17 protein-coding genes and 1 tRNA gene are annotated in these 15,694 nt (G+C 69.9%); 10 read left to right on the top strand and 8 right to left on the bottom strand.

Annotation, left to right across the window (positions count from 1 at the left end):
* Positions 1–111: 111 nt before the first annotated feature.
* Together ACFWQC_RS13145 and sepH are read right to left on the bottom strand one after the other, a co-directional pair.
* Complete coding sequence (locus ACFWQC_RS13145; RefSeq protein ID WP_378678154.1) at positions 112–1,794, bottom strand: alkaline phosphatase D family protein; 1,683 nt, start codon at positions 1,792–1,794, stop codon at positions 112–114.
* Positions 1,795–1,952: 158 nt separating this feature from the next.
* Positions 1,953–3,278: a septation protein SepH gene (gene sepH, locus ACFWQC_RS13150; RefSeq protein WP_378678157.1), complete on the bottom strand. Its 1,326-nt coding sequence runs from the start codon at positions 3,276–3,278 to the stop codon at positions 1,953–1,955.
* Between sepH and ACFWQC_RS13155 the strand changes: the two genes are divergently transcribed.
* Positions 3,181–3,810: a trimeric intracellular cation channel family protein gene (locus ACFWQC_RS13155; RefSeq protein ID WP_378678160.1), complete on the top strand. Its 630-nt coding sequence runs from the start codon at positions 3,181–3,183 to the stop codon at positions 3,808–3,810. The genes sepH and ACFWQC_RS13155 overlap by 98 nt on opposite strands.
* 3 nt (positions 3,811–3,813) lie before the next feature.
* Here ACFWQC_RS13155 and ACFWQC_RS13160 read toward each other — a convergent pair whose 3' ends face one another.
* Positions 3,814–4,521, bottom strand: a complete 708-nt coding sequence (locus ACFWQC_RS13160; protein ID WP_378678163.1) for a hypothetical protein — start codon at positions 4,519–4,521, stop codon at positions 3,814–3,816.
* On the bottom strand, positions 4,518–6,272 hold the full coding sequence (locus ACFWQC_RS13165) for a histidinol-phosphatase (protein WP_378678166.1): 1,755 nt from the start codon (positions 6,270–6,272) through the stop codon (positions 4,518–4,520). The genes ACFWQC_RS13160 and ACFWQC_RS13165 overlap by 4 nt, the downstream gene beginning before the upstream one ends.
* Before the next feature lie 223 nt (positions 6,273–6,495).
* On the opposite strand from ACFWQC_RS13165, the gene ACFWQC_RS13170 reads away from it, so the two are divergent.
* Entirely contained in the window at positions 6,496–7,149 is a 654-nt protein-coding gene (locus ACFWQC_RS13170) for a DUF3159 domain-containing protein (protein WP_378678169.1), read from the top strand.
* On the opposite strand, the gene ACFWQC_RS13175 is transcribed toward ACFWQC_RS13170, so the two are convergent.
* Complete coding sequence (locus tag ACFWQC_RS13175) at positions 7,131–8,000, bottom strand: LysR family transcriptional regulator (protein WP_378678172.1); 870 nt, start codon at positions 7,998–8,000, stop codon at positions 7,131–7,133. The genes ACFWQC_RS13170 and ACFWQC_RS13175 overlap by 19 nt on opposite strands.
* Before the next feature lie 99 nt (positions 8,001–8,099).
* Between ACFWQC_RS13175 and ACFWQC_RS13180 the strand changes: the two genes are divergently transcribed.
* Positions 8,100–8,453, top strand: coding sequence for a nuclear transport factor 2 family protein (locus tag ACFWQC_RS13180; RefSeq protein ID WP_378678175.1), 354 nt, complete (start codon positions 8,100–8,102; stop codon positions 8,451–8,453).
* 5 nt (positions 8,454–8,458) lie between these two features.
* Here the strand turns inward: ACFWQC_RS13180 and ACFWQC_RS13185 are convergent, their stop codons facing one another.
* Positions 8,459–9,268: an alpha/beta fold hydrolase gene (locus ACFWQC_RS13185; RefSeq protein ID WP_378678178.1), complete on the bottom strand. Its 810-nt coding sequence runs from the start codon at positions 9,266–9,268 to the stop codon at positions 8,459–8,461.
* A 113-nt stretch (positions 9,269–9,381) separates the two neighbouring features.
* Here ACFWQC_RS13185 and ACFWQC_RS13190 point away from each other — a divergent pair.
* The 7 genes from ACFWQC_RS13190 (at position 9,382) to ACFWQC_RS13220 (ending at position 14,241) form a co-directional block, all read left to right on the top strand.
* A tRNA-Val gene (locus tag ACFWQC_RS13190) sits at positions 9,382–9,456 on the top strand.
* 294 nt (positions 9,457–9,750) lie between these two features.
* Positions 9,751–10,074, top strand: a complete 324-nt coding sequence (locus tag ACFWQC_RS13195; RefSeq protein ID WP_378678181.1) for a 2Fe-2S iron-sulfur cluster-binding protein — start codon at positions 9,751–9,753, stop codon at positions 10,072–10,074.
* Between the two features lie 72 nt (positions 10,075–10,146).
* A complete protein-coding gene (locus ACFWQC_RS13200; protein ID WP_378678184.1) occupies positions 10,147–11,427 on the top strand; it encodes a Rieske 2Fe-2S domain-containing protein in 1,281 nt (426 codons plus the stop codon).
* A gap of 10 nt (positions 11,428–11,437) precedes the next feature.
* Entirely contained in the window at positions 11,438–11,917 is a 480-nt protein-coding gene (locus tag ACFWQC_RS13205) for a hypothetical protein (RefSeq protein ID WP_378678187.1), read from the top strand.
* Complete coding sequence (locus ACFWQC_RS13210) at positions 11,914–12,750, top strand: 3-methyl-2-oxobutanoate hydroxymethyltransferase (RefSeq protein WP_378678190.1); 837 nt, start codon at positions 11,914–11,916, stop codon at positions 12,748–12,750. The genes ACFWQC_RS13205 and ACFWQC_RS13210 overlap by 4 nt, the downstream gene beginning before the upstream one ends.
* 16 nt (positions 12,751–12,766) lie before the next feature.
* Positions 12,767–13,630: an alpha/beta fold hydrolase gene (locus tag ACFWQC_RS13215; RefSeq protein ID WP_378678193.1), complete on the top strand. Its 864-nt coding sequence runs from the start codon at positions 12,767–12,769 to the stop codon at positions 13,628–13,630.
* Positions 13,627–14,241: a 2,3-bisphosphoglycerate-dependent phosphoglycerate mutase gene (locus ACFWQC_RS13220; RefSeq protein ID WP_378678196.1), complete on the top strand. Its 615-nt coding sequence runs from the start codon at positions 13,627–13,629 to the stop codon at positions 14,239–14,241. The genes ACFWQC_RS13215 and ACFWQC_RS13220 overlap by 4 nt, the downstream gene beginning before the upstream one ends.
* Here ACFWQC_RS13220 and ACFWQC_RS13225 read toward each other — a convergent pair.
* Together ACFWQC_RS13225 and ACFWQC_RS13230 are read right to left on the bottom strand one after the other, a co-directional pair.
* Positions 14,211–14,666, bottom strand: a complete 456-nt coding sequence (locus tag ACFWQC_RS13225; protein ID WP_378678198.1) for an RpiB/LacA/LacB family sugar-phosphate isomerase — start codon at positions 14,664–14,666, stop codon at positions 14,211–14,213. The two genes, ACFWQC_RS13220 and ACFWQC_RS13225, sit on opposite strands and share 31 nt — an antisense overlap.
* A complete protein-coding gene (locus ACFWQC_RS13230; RefSeq protein WP_378678201.1) occupies positions 14,663–15,592 on the bottom strand; it encodes an ABC transporter substrate-binding protein in 930 nt (309 codons plus the stop codon). Before ACFWQC_RS13230 ends, ACFWQC_RS13225 begins: the two co-directional genes overlap by 4 nt.
* Positions 15,593–15,694: the final 102 nt, after the last annotated feature.

A 15,694-nucleotide genomic window follows, 5' to 3' on the forward strand; every position in this document is an offset into this window, starting at 1 on the left:
GGCGGCGGCGGGGGGGGGTCGCACCCCCCCGGCCGCGGCCGGGGGCGCTCGGTCCTCTGGTGTGGCCCCCCCCACGCCTCCGCCTAGCGGCTCCGGCGGCTCGACCAGCGGTCAGCGGTTGAGCGTGGGCATGGGCACGTCGGCGTACCTCGTTCCGACGGGCGTGCTCTGGGTGTCGAGCTGGACACCGGGGCGGCCGTTCTCGACGACGTAGGTCGCGCGGGTGGAGATCGGTGCGCCCGGGCGCTGGACGTACGGCACCACCCGGAAGTCGCTGGAGAGCTCCTCGGGCGTGACCTTGACGCGTACGTAGCCGCGCTGGCTGTTGAAGAACTTCAAGTGGTCGTTGGCGCGCAGCAGGGTCTCGCCGCCGGTGGTCATGTCGGCGCCGTCGCCGCCGCTGGCGATGGAGGTGCCGACGAACTCGCTGCCGACGACGGCCGACTCGGGGTCGTCGTAGTCTGCCAGCAGGTTGCTGGCGTAGTTGTGGTGGCGGTCGCCGGTGATGACGACAAGGTTCTCGATTCCGCTGGTGCGAGCGCCCTCGAGGAGCCGGTTGCGGTTGGCGATGTAGCCGTCCCACGGGTCCATGTAGAGAGTCTTCTTCTCGGTCTCGTCCAGGTCGGTCTCGGCCATCGGTGCCTGGTTGGCGAGCACCTGCCAACGAGCTCGGGACTGCCGCCAGCTGCGCTGGAGCCACTTCTCCTGCTCGAGACCCATCATCGAGCGCGACGGGTCGTAGATGTCCGGCGTCAGCTCCGGGCTCGCGGGGTCGCTGCCGTCGGCGTACGCCTGGTCGTCGCGGTACTGGCGGGTGTCGAGCACATGTGCGTCGACCAGGTCGCCGTAGCGCAGGCTCCGGTAGATCTGCATGTCCGGACCCTCCGGCAGCGAGCTGGCGCGGAACGGCAGGTGCTCGTAGTAGGCCTGGAAGGCAGCCGTGCGCCGAGGCATCCACAGCTCGCCCTGGGACTGGCTCCGCTCCTCGGGGGTCTCGTCGGCCCAGTTGTTCTCGACCTCGTGGTCGTCGGGTGCGACCACGAACGCGTGGGACTGATGGGCCGCCATCAGGTCCGGGTCGGACTTGTAGAGGCCGTACTGCAGGCGGTAGCGCGCCAGGTCGAGCGTCTCCCCGCCGACGGCGGGGGAGACCGGGGTGTTGCGCCAGTTGTTCTCGGGAGTCACGCCGGACTCGTACAGGTAGTCGCCCAGATGGAAGACGACGTCGACGTCCTCGTCGGCCAGGTGCCGGTAGGCGGTGTAGAAGCCGTGGCTGTAGAGCGCGCAGGAGGCGAAGGCGAAGCTCATCCGCGAGAGCGAGGAGCCGTACGCCGGGGCGGTCCGGGTGTGCCCGGTCTGGCTGACCTCGCCGGCGGCCAGGAAGCGGTACCAGTAGTCGCGGCCGGGACGCAGGCCCCAGACCTCGGGGTGGACCGAGTGGCCGAAGTTCGGGGTGGCGGTGACGGTGCCGGACTTCACGACCTTGCGGAAGAGGGGGTCCTCGGCGACCTGCCAGCGGACCTTGACCGGCTCCTGCGGCATACCGCCGAGACCGTCGGCGGCGAGCGGCTCGGGGGCGAGGCGGGTCCAGAGGACGACGGAGTTTGGGAGCGGGTCGCCGGAGGCGACGCCCATGGTGAATGGGTAGCCGGAGAGCGACGTGGCGCCCTTGACGGATACCGCGTCGGCGGGGATCGAGCCGGTGCCGAGCAGCATGGCTGCGGATGCGGCGAAGCCGGTCGTGGCGGTGCTGGAGAGGAGGGAGCGTCGGCTCAGCGAGTCGGGCAGGAGCATCGGGGGGCCTCCGAGAAGGGTGGAAGTGCTTGCCTCCACTCACTTCATCGGGGGCGCGTGAACTGCGCCCGACCCGCTGCCGACTCTGTCGGGTCGGGTCGCCGACGTAACACGGACCGGCCGATGGCCGATCCGTGAACGGGTTCACACCAGTCGGTTCACTCCGACTTGCCGCCGCCGAACATGATCTCGTCCCAGCTCGGGACCGAGGCGCGCTTGCGGCGCGCGGACGACTTCTTGGCCGGCTTCTGCTGGGACTCGTCGGACTGCTCGGGATCGGCCGGAGCCTCGGCGGCGGGCTCGACGATCGCCGGCTCGAGCTCGGGCTCGGGCTCGGCCGGGATCGGCGCCTGCTTGCCGGTCGGGGACTCGTCGCCCAGGAAGGCCTCGAGCGGGGTGTCGACATCGCCCCGAGCCGTCTTGGCCGGCTTGGCCTCCTTGACCGGCTGGGGAGCCGGGGGAGGAGTGACCGGGGCAGGTGCCGGGGCGGGCGCGGCCGGCGCTGCCGGAGCCTGCGCTGCCGGGGCCGACGGGGTCGAGCTCTGTGCGCGGCGACGCCGCGCGGCGAGCATGTCGTCGGTGATCGGCTCCGGCTCGGGCGCGGCGGCCTCGAGCTTCTCGCCGGTCAGCCAACGGGCGTCGTCGTTGTCGAGCTCGACGAAGTTGCCGGGGGCGTCGTAGGTCAGCTCGGCGATGCCCGAGCGCTCGGGGGTCTCGTACTCACCCGTGAGCTTCCAACGCCCGTCGGGTCGCCGGTAGGAGTCCCAGTTGACCGACTCGGGGTCGACGTACATCGTCTGGAAGTGGGCGCTGACCGCCTCGCCCAGGGTGCGGGCGGTGCTGGCGGCCTCACCGGGCCGCCGGCGAACGGATGCCTGCTGGGCGCGCTGTGCCATGTGCTCGCGCTCGGCGAGGACGGGACCGGCGAAGGCCAAGATCTTCTCGACCGTGGTGCCGGCGACAGCGGCGACCTCCTCGGCACTCTCGCCCGAACGAATACGGGTCTGAATGTCACGGGGCCGCAGGCTGCTGCTCGGGGTCTTGTTCACGGTTTGCTCCGATCGGCGGGTCGACACAGCCTCGAGTGCTGCACGGAGACGGTCGTCGATGTCGGCGGTGTATTCACGGTCCTCGTCATCGACGAGAAGCATGCGTAAACCATCGTCACTGACCGAGATGAGCCGCAGAAGGACGGGACCAGCCTCATCCGGTGCCTGCTCTTCGAGCTGGCCCGGAGTCAGGGGCAATCCTTCGGCTGACATCCTCTTCTCAATTCTAGATACGGTTGTGACGACCCTACGCCACAGACCTGCATCGTATTGGGTGGCCGTGCGGCGTGGCCGTGGCATTTGGGGTTTTTGCGACGAACGAGGCGACCATTCGGTGGTGGAACAGACGCTGACCCTCCTCGTGCTCGACCTGGTCGGGTGCTTCGTCTTCGCGATCTCCGGCGGCCTGATGGCGGTCCGCAAGGAGCTCGACATCTTCGGCGTGATCGTTCTCGCCTGCGTCACCGGTCTCGGCGGCGGCTTCCTGCGTGACATGGCCATCGGCGCGACGCCGGTCGCCGCGCTCTCCGACTGGCGCTACCTCGTGGTGCCGATGGCGGCCGGTCTGCTGACCTTCTACTTCCATCCGGCGCTGGGCCGGCTCGGGCCGATGATCAACGTCTTCGACGCCCTCGGCTTGGGGCTGTTCGTCATCGCCGGGGCGGTCAAGGCACTCGACTTCGGGCTCTCCCCGCTCGCGGCCGCGATCATGGGACTGGCCACCGGTGTGGGCGGCGGGGTGATCCGCGACGTGCTCGCCGGTCAGGTGCCGACCATTCTGCGCCGCAGCGTCTTCTACGCCATCCCCGCCTTCGCCGGCGCCGCGGTCGTGGCCTTCGGCCTGTTCCTCGCGCTGCCGCAGCCGCTGGTGATGGCCACCGCCTTCGTCGTCTGCGCCGGCTGGCGGCTGTTGGCGATGTGGCGCCACTGGGAGGCGCCGCTGCCGCGAGGCTCCGCCTCGGTCTGACCCTCAGTGGTCCGAGCAGCAGGGGATCTGGTGGCGCATCTCGAACGGCACCAGACCGGTGGCGGAGCGCTGGACCAGGAGTACGCAGAGCCCCTCACGCCACACCGGCCGTGCGAACCCGGTGAGATCGAGGGCGTCCCCGGGTTCCAGCGAGATCCCGGCCAGACCCTCGACGGCGTCGACGACGCTGTCCGCCTCGACGGCGGCCACCGTCGTGACGGTCTCGATCGCGGTGCGTCCCGGGTAGCGGGCCAGTCGCCCGGCGGTGCGCGCGGCGGCCTCGTCGATAGCGGGGGAGTCGGGGGTGACGTACGCCTGGGGGAGCTGGTCGGCGAGGATCGCGGTCAGCTCCTCGACCGCCGGGCCACCGGGCCAGTTCAGGACGGCGACGAAGCGGCCGGTCGGCTCGCGCACGACATGGGTGCTGATGACGTATGCGTCCTCGGACTGCCCCGCGCCCAGGGGCCGTTTCGGAATGCGGAAGCGCCGGCCAGACGCCGCCCATCGCCCGCCCTGGCGGCGTTGCCGCCTCTCGACAGACGCCCGGTATGCCTTCGCGGCGGCGCCTTGCCAGGACGAGCGCTGGACGACGTCTGGCTCGGCGCCGCATTCCGAAACGGCCCCTAGCACCTCGTCCAGGCGGTGGACGAGGTGCTCGGCGGCGGCGAGGTCCCGGGCGTCGGCATCGACGGCCAGGGGTCGGGTGGTCATCGAGTCGGGACGACCCAGACCGGGTTGGTGTAGAACCACAGGTCGACCCACGGGTCGGCATCGCCGACGACGTCGATGGCGGGACCGGCCGGGTCGATGCTGGCGCCGAGGTAGCCCGGCTGGGACCGGTTGGCGTCGGTGCCGCGGACACGCACGTAGAACGCCTCCTCGACACGGCCGAGGTCGTAGCGAAGCTGGAAGGTGCCGGTGCGGCCCGAGGTGTCGGTCTGCTCGATCACCTTCGTGTCGGGCGCCTTCCAGATGTCGCGGTCGGAGACGTACGTCGGGTCGACCGCGCCCCGGATCACGTCGACCCGGTTGAGGATCGGCAGGAACTGCGACCAGTTCGGGACGTCCTGGGCGGCGATGGTGACGACCAGCGAGATCCGGCTGCCCCTCTTCGCCGCCAAGGTGCCGCCGAGGCTCTCCGAGCCACCGTCGGAGGAGACGACGCGTACGTCGACCGACTTCACCAGCGCGCCGTGGTCGACCCAGACACGGCCGTTGCGCAGACCCTTCATGACCGCGCCGTAGCTGCGCTCGGAGGTGCCGACGTGGGTGCGGCTGTAGTAGCCCGGCCAGAAGTCACCGGCGGTGGTGTTGAGGGAGCCGGCGTAGACCGGGTCGCCGTAGCGGCCGTTGGCGTTGAAGGAGGCCGAGTCCGACCCGTCGGGGCGGCGCGAGGTGGTGCCCCAGTTGACGTGAGAGTCGGAGTTGGCGCTGATCGACCACGGCTTGCCCTCGGCGAGCAGCGAGTCCCACAGGCCGCCGACGGTCGAGGTGAACCAGTCGAAGCCGCCCCAGGAGCGGTAGGACTCGGCGGGATAGCCGGGGAAGGAGTTCGGGCCGGCGGAGTTGCCGTAGTAGCCACGGGCGCTGCCGGGGCCGTAGCCGGCGGGCAGCCCTGCCGCCTGGTGGCCGGGCGCGCCCTCCCAGCCGATCGCGATCCGCGGGTCGGCGTCGCGCCAGGCACGCACCTCGTGGGGGCTGTCGATGCCGTTGCGGGCGGGGTGGTTGGCCAGGAAGAGCGCGTCCGCGACGCGGCGCTTGTCGACCTGCTTGCCGAGCCACTGGATGCCGGCGACGGCGAGCGCCTCGTTCTGCGGGGAGTTGCCGCTGGCGCCCTTGACGGAGCCGTCGTAGTCGTTCTCGAACTGCTTGAGCACCGCGACCTCGTTGCGCCCAGGGGCGACGAAGACGGTGCCGTGCTCGGCGGCCGGGATGTTCCACTCCAGGCCCTGGAAGATCAAGGTGTCCTTGAGCACCTTGCGCGCGGCCACGATGTCGGGATTGACCAGGTCGACGCCGAGCTTGGCGTGGGTCGCGCCACCGTGGTCGGTGATGACCAGCCAGTCCAGGCCGTACGCGGCGCCGTGCTGCGCCTGGTCGATGACCCGGTACATCGCGTCCGAGCTGTGCTGGGTATGGATGTGGTGGTCGCCGGCGAGCCAGTGCCGGATCGTGGCCCGGTTGCCGCTCCTCGCGGTGGCGGTCGTGGCGGTCTCGGCCATCGCCGGGGTCACGCCGGTCATGCCGGCCATCCCGGCCGTCACGGCGCCGGCGATGCCGGCGGCGCGGAGCAGGTTGCGCCGGGTGACCTCGGCGGGCCGCAGGTCGCTGTCGGACGCGTCCGAGGAGGCGGCGAGGGTGATCTCGTCGACCTCGTGGGAGTGAGTGTGGTCGTGGCCGTGCGCGTGGGCGTGCTGGTGCCCGTCCGGCCCGTGCGAGTGGGGGTGGTGCTCGTGTGACACGTTGAATCCTCCGCTTGGATAGGGCGTCTTCCGCGTGCCCGAGCAGCGGCGCTCAGAGCAAAGCGGCGCCGGATGGCCGCTGTACGTCCGCCGGTCGCCCTCCCGGTGAAATTTTGCCGAGGCGTCACCCCCGTCGCCCGAGGCGTCACCCCCGTCGCCCGAGAAGTCACTCAGGGGGACCGAGACGTCACGCGCCCTTGCAAGTAAGGCTAGCCTTACTCCCGTGACGACCACCGACCGCCGCAACGAAGACGCCGAGACGCTCGCCGACCTCCTCGGAGGCGCGCGGGGTGCGATCGACGCCACCGTCCCGCCGGTCGCGTTCGCGGCCGGCTGGCTGGTCAGCGGAGAGCTGTGGATCGCGACCGTGGTGGCGCTCACGGTGGCCGCGACCGTGGCGATCTGGCAGTGGCGCAAGGGTCGCAAGCCGCGCGCGGTGCTGCTGGGCGTGGCAGGGGTCGCGGTCGCGGCGATGATCGCGCTGCGTACGGGCCGGGCAGAGGATTTCTTCGTGGTCCAGCTCGCCGCCAACGCGGCCAGCGCCCTGGTGTGGGTGGTCAGCATCGCGTTCCGCTGGCCGCTGCTCGGCGTGGTCGTCGGTCTGGTCCTGCGTCAGCGCGGCGCCTGGCGTCGCGACCCCGTCCTGCTACGGGGCTATGCGCTGGCGAGCTGGGTCTGGGTCTGTCAGTACGTCATCCGGGTCGCCGTCTTCGGCCCGCTGTGGTGGTCGGGCGACGTGGTCGCCCTGGCGATCGCCCGGGTCGCGCTCAGCTGGCCCCTGGTCGCGCTGTGCCTGCTGGTGAGCTGGTTCGTCCTGCGGCGCTCGCTGCCCGAGGATCATCCCGGGCTGCGCCATCCTCAGGTGAGCGCTGCCTGAAGCAGGTCGTAGAGCCGCCGCGTGGCGCGCTGCTGGTCACCGTCACGGACCACGAGAGCGAGCCCGGCGCGCACCTCCGCGTCAATGATCGGCGTCGCAACCAGATCGGTCCCGGCTGCCATCGACTCGGCCAGCACGCAGACGCCCAGTCCGCGGGCGGTCAGCCCGAGCAGCGTCTCCGGGTTGGACCCGGACAGGTCGACCTTCGGCTCCACGCCCGCCCGCGCGCACGACTGCTCCAGCGCCGTGCGTACACCCGTGCCCGGCGGGATGCAGAGCACCGTCTCCTCGTGGAGGTCGGCGAGCCTCGGCCGGGCGCCGGCGAGGCGGTGGCCGGGCTGCGTGATCACCGCGAGCCGCTCGTCGCTGACGGACTCCGTGGCCAGGCCGTCGATGACGGGTCCCGCGTGGGAGATCAGGCCGAGGTCGAGCTCGCCGGCCAGTGTACGTCGCTGGAGGCGGTCGGAGGTGTCCTCGACGAGCTCGACGCTGACCCCGGGATGCTCCCGGTGGAAGGCGGCGACGGCGTCGAGGAAGCCGGGGATCGTGCAGCCGGCGATCATCCCGAGGCGCACCTGGCCGTGGATCAGGTCGCTCAGCTCGTCGGCGCTCTGCCGCACACCTTCGATCGCCCGGATCGCCTCACGAGCGCGGGGGAGGAGCGTCTCGCCGGCGTGGGTGAGACGTACGTTGCGGGGACCCCGGACGAGCAGATCATGACCGAGCTCGCGCTCGAGCTTGGCCAGCTGGGCGCTGATGCCCGACTGGCTGACGTGGAGGCGCTGGGCCGCGGCCGTGAACGAGCCGTGGTCGACGACGGCGACGAAGTAGCGGAGCTGTCCGATTTCCATCACCGTTGATGCTAGCAAGTAGCAGAACTATCTGTTTGAGTGTTCGCTGGCGTCGGGTCAGGCTGGGAGATGAAAGCCGAACCGACCTGAGGAGATCCGATGACCGCATCCGCTGCCGAGCTCGCCGAGGCGTACTTCACCGCGTGGCAGGAGCGCGACTTCACCCGCCTGCGCGCGCTGCTGGCCGACAACGTGAGCTTCGCCGGCCCGCTCGCCACGATCGAGGGCGCCGACGAGTGCGTCGCCGGACTCGAGGGCATGGCCCAGGTGCTCGACAAGATCGAGGTGAAGGAGCGGCTCGCCGAGGGGCCGAGCGTGATCACCTGGTTCGACCTGCACACCACTGTCGCCGAGCCCGCCCCCACCGCCAACTGGATGCGCGTCGAGGACGGGCTGATCACCGAGATCCGGGTCGCCTTCGACCCGCGCGGGATCCTCGCCGCTCGCGGCTAGATGAGCTAAGCGACCTGCTCGTCGCGTGGCTGGGTCCGGGCGGTCTCGCGGATGACCTCGGCCACCAGGTCGGGGTCATCGTTCATCGGTACGTGGCCGCAGCCCGCCAGCCACCGGTGCCTTGCGTGTGGAAGCCGCCGCGCGGCCACCTTCGCCTGGTAGGGGAGCAGGGTGAGGTCGCGCGACGCCCAGGCGATCGTGGTGGGGACATCGGTCTGCGTCGGCCCCGGGTGGCTGTAGCGGTAGGCCCCGCCGAAGAACGTCCTGATCCCCGCGCGCGAGGCGACCATGTTGGCCGTGTCGGCGGCCGCGACGGCGGGGTCGAGGCGCTCCGGGTGGGCGAAGAAGCAGCCCATCGTGACCGTACGCGCCACCCTCGACTGCAACAGCGACCCCGCCACCGGCGCCAGCGGCCGCGCGACCGCCTGGATTCCGGCGAACAGGCCCCTGACGTAGAGGTAGTCGACGCCGTTCATCCAGAACCCGGCGGGGGAGAGGGCCGTCACCGACCGCGCGTGCCCGGCATCGGCCATCTCCAGCGCGAGCAGCCCGCCGAGGCTGTTGCCGGCGACGTGCGGCCGCTCGATCCCGAGCTCCTCTCGGAGATCGTTCAGCTCGTAGGCCACCGCCTCCCGCACCGTACGCCCCGCCAGATCGAACGCCGGCGACTCACCGTGCCCCGGCAGGTCGATCGTGATCACCTCGAACTCGTCGGCCAGCCGCTCCACCACCCCGCCCCACGCCTGCCTGCGGTGCGCGATGCCATGGATCAGGAGCAGCGGCTCCCCGCTGCCGGTCCGTTCGTACGCGAGCATCCTCGCTCCTTCGGTTGCGCCTTTGTGTGTCCTGCCGATCGCCAGGAGCGTACGTCCCGGCCTGGCCCGAATGTGGGTCCGGCAAGCGGATGCGCTAATGTTTCACCCGCAACGCGTGATTGGCGCAGTGGTAGCGCACCTCGTTCACACCGAGGGGGTCACTGGTTCGAACCCAGTATCACGCACCACCTCGAAAAGGCCGTCTGACCTGCTGAGAAGCAGATCCGGCGGCCTTTCTGATTCGGTTACGCGCGCGAAGCATCGGGAGTTGCCGCGCGGTCGATCTCGGCTCGACCGCGCTCGTCGATGCGCTGGCGCGTCCTCGCGCGCCCTCTCCATCGCTTCCCTGGCCCGTGGGCGGCCGAGCGCTATCACGTGCTCTCGCCGACCCGCGGCATGACGGCGATCGAGTGGGTCTAGTGACACTCGTTTGACGATGGTATATTGGTAAGGCCATTAGTCATTCGAATAGAGGAGTTGAAGTGCCCAAGGTTGTCTACGTCGACGAATCCGGTGTCGAGCGCACTGTGGATGCTGCGCTCGGGGCCAATGTCATGGCCTCGGCTGTCCGTAACGGGGTCCCCGGGATCGTCGGGGAGTGCGGCGGCAACAACTCGTGCGCGACCTGTCATGTCTGGGTGCGCGAGGAGTTCCTTGATGTGGTCGGCGCTCCCGGCGACCTCGAGGACGACCTCCTCGACCTCGGTGTCGAGGACCGACGGCCTGGGAGCCGCCTGGGTTGCCAGATCGAGATGACGGCCGAGCTGGATGGGCTCGTGGTCGATGTTCCTCCCTCGCAGTACTAGGCCTTGCTTAATGGATTAATGGTCTGATAATTATCTTGATGTGGCAACGGCCACAAACGAAAGGACGATGTAGTGCTCAGGAAAGAGATCAACGATCTGCTGACGCAGACCGGCCCGGGGACGAAGATGGGCGACCTGTTCCGTCGCTACTGGCAGCCGGCGCTCCTTGCCGAGGAGCTGCCCGACAACGACTGTCCGCCGGTCCGGGTCAAGATCCTCTCCGAGCGGCTGATCGCCATCCGTGACAGCGAGGGCAACTACGGCCTGATGGACGAGTTCTGCGCCCACCGCGGTGTGAGCCTGTGGTTCGGGCGCAACGAGGAAGGTGGCCTGCGGTGCCCCTACCACGGCTGGAAGTACGACTACACCGGCCAGGCGATCGAGGTGCCCAGCGAGCCCGCGACCAGCAACTTCTGTGAGAACGTCAAGCTCAAGAGCTACCCGCTGGTCAAGATCGGTGACGTGCTGTGGACCTACATGGGTGACCCCGCCCACCAGCCGCCGCTGCCGGAATGGGAGGCCTACACGGTCCCTGAGAAGCAGAACTTCACATCCAAGCGTCTGCAGGAGAGCAACTGGCTCCAGGCGCTCGAGGGCGGCATCGACTCCAGCCACGTCACATTCCTGCACTCGGGCAACCTCAACACCGACCCGCTGTTCAAGGGATCGAAGGGCAACGAGTACAACGCCGGCGATCTCAAGCCGTTCTTCGAGGTCGTCGACTACGAGGGCGGCCTGCTCATCGGTGCCCGCCGCAACGCGGAGGAGGGCCACTATTACTGGCGCGTGACGCCGTGGGTGCTGCCCAACTTCACCATGGTCCCGCCGCGCGCCGATCACCCGATGCACGGCCACTTCTGGGTCCCGATCGATGATGACAACTGCTGGGCATGGAGCTTCGACTATCACCCGACCCGTGAGCTCACCGACACCGAGGTCGAGGCGATGCGCGCCGGCAAGGGTGTTCACAGCGCCAACGACGATGCCTACCGCCCGTTGGCCAACAAGGACAACGACTACCTGATGGACCGCGAGGCTCAGAAGCGGGGCGAGACGTACTCCGGCATCCACGGCATCGCCCTGCAGGACTCTTCGCTCCAGGAGTCGATGGGCCCGGTCGTCGACCGCACCAAGGAGCGCCTCGTCGCGACCGACGCCGGCATCATCAAGGCCCGTCAGAAGCTCCGCAAGGCCGCGCTGGCGCTGGCCGAGGGTGTCGAACCCGTCGGCAACCGTGCCCAGGACCAGAAGGTGCGCTCCGTGGCAGCCGTGCTGCCCAACGACCAGCCCTTCGTCGAGGGCATCGGCGAGGCGATGGTCGCCAAGCCCGGCGTCCCACAGACCACGGTCTGAGGAGGAGCCCGTGTCAACACCCACCCAGATCAGCAGCTGCGCTCGCGCGACGACCACGGAGGAGGCGCGCTTCCGTATCGACTACCCGCTCGCGGCGGCACGCAACACGCGTGTGGTCGCCCTGGACGCCGCTGCCGAGGTGATCGTCCGTGCGGCCGCGGCAGAGGACTGGAGCCAGGCCAGGTTCTACCGGGCGCACGACCCCGGACACGACCTGGTCACCATGGCGGGCGAGACGGTCCAGCTCGCCAGTGAGCTCGAGAAGAGCAACACCGTCGTGATGGTGTCGACCGCGGGCGAGAACGCGGAGGCCGCGGCCACCATCGGTGCCGCCTGCAAGGTGCGCGGCATCATGACGGCCGGCCTGGTCATCACCCCCGGACAGGTGAGCAGCGACGCGCTTCTCGTGCTGCGGCCGTATGCCCGGATCCTGCTGGTACCCGCCGACGAGGACGACCTGGTCGAGCTGTTGAGAGCGACGCGCGCATGAACACCGAGAAGGTCACCCTGCAACGGCTGCAGGAGATGAAGCAGACGGGCGAGAAGAGCGTCTGTGTCGTCGCCTGGGACTACCAGATGGCCCGGATCGCCGATCGTGCCGGCGTCGACATCGTCTCGGTCGGCGACACGGTCGGCGTCAACCTCTGGGGCCATGACAACCCGCTCGAGGTCACCATGGAGGAGATGATCGTCATCGCGAAGGCGGTCCGCCGCGGCGTGACCCGTGCCCTGGTGAGCGTGGACTTCCCCTACGGTCCGCTCCAGGAGGGCACCGACGCGGCGGTGAGAGCGGCGATCAGGCTGGTCAAGGAGACCGGTGTCGACATGGTCAAGCTCGACGGCGCTGCCGACTATCCGGAGGCGGTCGAGGCCGTCGTACGTGCCGGGATCCCGGTCTTCGCCCAGTTCGGCGTCACCCCGCAGACGGCGTTGCGATACGGCGTGGCGTACACAGGCGCGGCGACTGCCTCGGACGCGGTCTCCGAGGAGATGCAGGCCGAGATGGTCGTCGACGCCAAACGGCTCGCTCGGGCCGGCGCTTCGCTGCTGAACTTCACCAACTCCGGTCCTGTGGTCGGGCCGGCGGTCGTCTCGGCCGTGGACGTGCCGGTGCTCGGCGGTTTCGGGGGCGGCCCCTGGCTGGACGGCCGGATCCGGATGGCGACCGCGGCGATCGGCTACCACGCCAAATGGCTCGACTCCGAGCCGGACACCTACGCCAACGTCGCCAAGACCGTGTACGACTCGCTGAGCACGTACGCAGCCGACGTCCGTGCCGCCCGCCAGATCCGTGGCGGCGTGCCGGTGCCACCAGGCAATTGAGAGCCAGGAGCAGACCATGCCATATGTCCACATCGACGGCATCAGGACCAGGTACGAGACCGTCGGCGACGGCCCGCCGATCCTGATGTTCAGCCCGGGCGGGTTCGACTCGAGCCTCGACAACTGGACCCACTTCGGCCGCTACCGCGACCTCGGGTTCGTCGAGGCCTTCAAGGACCGCTACACCTGCGTCGTCTTCGACCGCCGCGAGTCGGGGCAGTCGGGCGGTCGCGTGGAGCGGCTGGACTGGCCGGTCTACGTGACCCAGGCGCTCGGCCTCCTCGACCACCTCGGGATCGAGCGGGTGCACACGATGGGTGGCTGCGTGGGTTGCTCGACCGCGGCCGCGCTCGCGGTCGCGGCTCCCGAGCGGGTACGCAGCATGGTGCTGTTCTCCCCGGCCGGGGGCCCGCGCTACCGGCAGGCCCAGCATCGCCGGTTCGTCCAGCATCTCGCCTTCGTCGCCGAGCACGGCCTGGCAGCCGTCGTCGACCTGGCGCGCTCGACGACCGCGGGCTTCAGCAAGGACCCGCGCGTTGGGCCGTGGGCTGCGCCGCTGCGCACCGACGAGGCGTTCGCGAAGGAGTACGCCTTGATCGAACCGGAGCGCTATGACGTTGTCGTGACCGGGGCAGTGCGGGGGCTCTTCGACCGCGACACCGTGCCCGGGGTCGAGGCCGAGGACCTGATGACCCTCGACGTACCGGCGCTGATCGTGCCCGGCCAGGACACCTCGCACGCACCGTCGGCGGCGCGCTACCTCGAGGAGTGCCTGCCGGTGCACGAGTACTGGGACGTTCCGGTAGCAGAGCAGACCCCGCAGACCGCGCCGGCGCGGATCCTGGCCTTCTTGGAGCAGCACAGCCTGGACCGGCATTGACCCTCGTCGTGCTGCGCCACGGTGAGAGCGAGTGGAACGCCTCGGACCGATTCGCGGGGTGGGTCGACGTCGGGCTCACCGCGACCGGGCGTGACGAGGCGCGTACGGCCGGCCGGCAGCTCCGGGCCGCGAGTCTGGTCCCGGACGTGGTCCACACCTCGCGGCTGGCGCGAGCGGTCGACACCGCCGATCTGGTGGTGGCGGGATGTGGTGGCCCGGCCTCCGCCGGGCTGCGGACCGAGCTGCTCAACGAGCGGCATTACGGCACGCTGCAGGGGATGCGCCGCGCTGACGCGGTCGCGCGCTACGGCGCCGGTCCGGTGGCCCGCTGGCGGCGCGGCATCGACGGCCGCCCACCGCGCGACGCAGAAGGCCGCGGCGAGAGCCTCGCCGACGTACGCGCCAGGCTGGAGCCGTACGTGGCCAGCACCCTGTTGCCGCAGTTGGCCGCGGGCCGCACCGTGCTCGTCGTCTCGCACGGCAACACCATCCGGATGCTGCGACGGCTGGTCGAGGGGCTGAGCGATGAGCAGGCGTGCGCACTCGAGGTGCCCACCGGTCAGCCTGTCGTCGTGCAGGCTCAACGTCCCGCGTCGTACTCCTCGATCTGAGCCAGCCGCTCGGCGTGCACGCCACCCTTGAACGGCGTGCTCAGCCACACCTCGACCAGCTCCAGGGCCTCTGCGTCGTCGAGCGCCTTGGCGGGGATGATCATGACGTTGGCGTCGTTGTTGCCGCGGGAGATCTCGGTGGCCCAGCCGGACCACGCGATGCCCGCCCGGATGCCGGGGCGCCGGTTGCAGGCGATCGACTCGCCGGAGCCGCTGCCGCCGATGATGATCCCGCCGTCGGCGCGGCTGGCCAGGATGTCGTCGCAGACCGCGCCGCACAGCGGCGGGTAGTGCACCTCGCCGGCCGCCGTGTCGACGCCATGGTCGGTCAGCCGGTGCCCTGCCGCGGACAGACGCTCGACGACGAGCGCCTTGAGTGCGACGCCGTTGTGGTCGGCAGCGACGGCCAGCCGCCGTGGAGTCATCCCTCCAGCCCGAGGGTCTCGGCGGCGAAGACGTCCTCGAGCGCGAGCGGCCTGGTCAGGATCCCCTGGGCGACAGCGTTCTCCATGAGCTTCTCCAGGGCGGCGCGGTTGGCCTCGACCCCGTACGGCAGGGGGTCGATCTGGCCGGTGATCTCGGTGAACCTCGAGAAGTTGCGATCCTGCTTCGTCTCCGCCAGGCCGTCCTGGAGCCGCGCGACGTAGCGGCGCTTGGCCTCGGTGAACGCCTCGAAGGTCGCTGTCGCCAGACCGGGGTTGGCCTCGAGGAGCTCGTCGCGGACCACCACGAGGTGGTTGACCGGGATGAAGCCAGTCTCTTTCAGCGAGTCCCAGGCGGCGTTCGCCGGAAGCAGGGGGACGACGGCGTCGTTCTCGATGCCCGCGTTGACGACCGCGTCGAGCTCGCCGGCGAGCAGCAGCTCCTCCAGGGCGCGGCCCTCCGGGGCCGCCTCGACGTTCGCCGGCGGGACGTACGTCGCCACGTGCTCGTCGCCGGAGAGGACCCAGGTCACCGAGGACAGGTCGAGGCCCGCGTCGGCGAGAGCTGCCCGCGCCCATACACCTGCGGTCACGGTGTAGCCGCGGTTCACGCCGACGCGCCGGCCGGCCAGGTCGGCGGCGGTCTTGACCGGTGAGTCCGCGAGCACCTGGGTCTTGGTGTGGTGGAAGTCGCGGACGATGAAGATCGGCAGCGCGGTGAACCTCGCGCCGTGCTCCTTGGCGGTCAGGTAGGTCGTCACGGCGAGCTCGGCGACGTCGTACTCGTCGTTGCGCACCATCTTGCGGAAGCCCTTGACGAGGACGGGCTCGTCGGCGAACGACAGTGTCCAGCCGTCCGGTTCGACCTCGTGTGAGATCAGCGCCTGGTTCGCGCCCTGGGCGCGGGTGAGGGTCTTCAGCTCCGGCATCGGCTCTCCTGACGTGAGACGGGGGAGAGGGGCAGCGGGTGACCCCTCTCACATTTGAATGATAGTGTTGGTCATACCATTCTGCCAATGCCAGTTCATAAG

It is taken from the genome of Nocardioides sp. NPDC058538, from assembly GCF_042719275.1.
Lineage (GTDB): Bacteria > Actinomycetota > Actinomycetes > Propionibacteriales > Nocardioidaceae > Nocardioides.

Coding starts and splice junctions, on each gene's coding strand:
- sepH (WP_378678157.1), bottom strand. CDS start 3,278: ATGTCGAGCTCCTTGCGGACCGCCATCAGGCCGCCGGAGATCGCGAAG.
- ACFWQC_RS13175 (WP_378678172.1), bottom strand. CDS start 8,000: ATGGAAATCGGACAGCTCCGCTACTTCGTCGCCGTCGTCGACCACGGC.
- ACFWQC_RS13215 (WP_378678193.1), top strand. CDS start 12,767: ATGCCATATGTCCACATCGACGGCATCAGGACCAGGTACGAGACCGTC.
- ACFWQC_RS13145 (WP_378678154.1), bottom strand. CDS start 1,794: ATGCTCCTGCCCGACTCGCTGAGCCGACGCTCCCTCCTCTCCAGCACC.
- ACFWQC_RS13160 (WP_378678163.1), bottom strand. CDS start 4,521: ATGACCACCCGACCCCTGGCCGTCGATGCCGACGCCCGGGACCTCGCC.
- ACFWQC_RS13180 (WP_378678175.1), top strand. CDS start 8,100: ATGACCGCATCCGCTGCCGAGCTCGCCGAGGCGTACTTCACCGCGTGG.
- ACFWQC_RS13210 (WP_378678190.1), top strand. CDS start 11,914: ATGAACACCGAGAAGGTCACCCTGCAACGGCTGCAGGAGATGAAGCAG.
- ACFWQC_RS13230 (WP_378678201.1), bottom strand. CDS start 15,592: ATGCCGGAGCTGAAGACCCTCACCCGCGCCCAGGGCGCGAACCAGGCG.
- ACFWQC_RS13185 (WP_378678178.1), bottom strand. CDS start 9,268: ATGCTCGCGTACGAACGGACCGGCAGCGGGGAGCCGCTGCTCCTGATC.
- ACFWQC_RS13225 (WP_378678198.1), bottom strand. CDS start 14,666: ATGACTCCACGGCGGCTGGCCGTCGCTGCCGACCACAACGGCGTCGCA.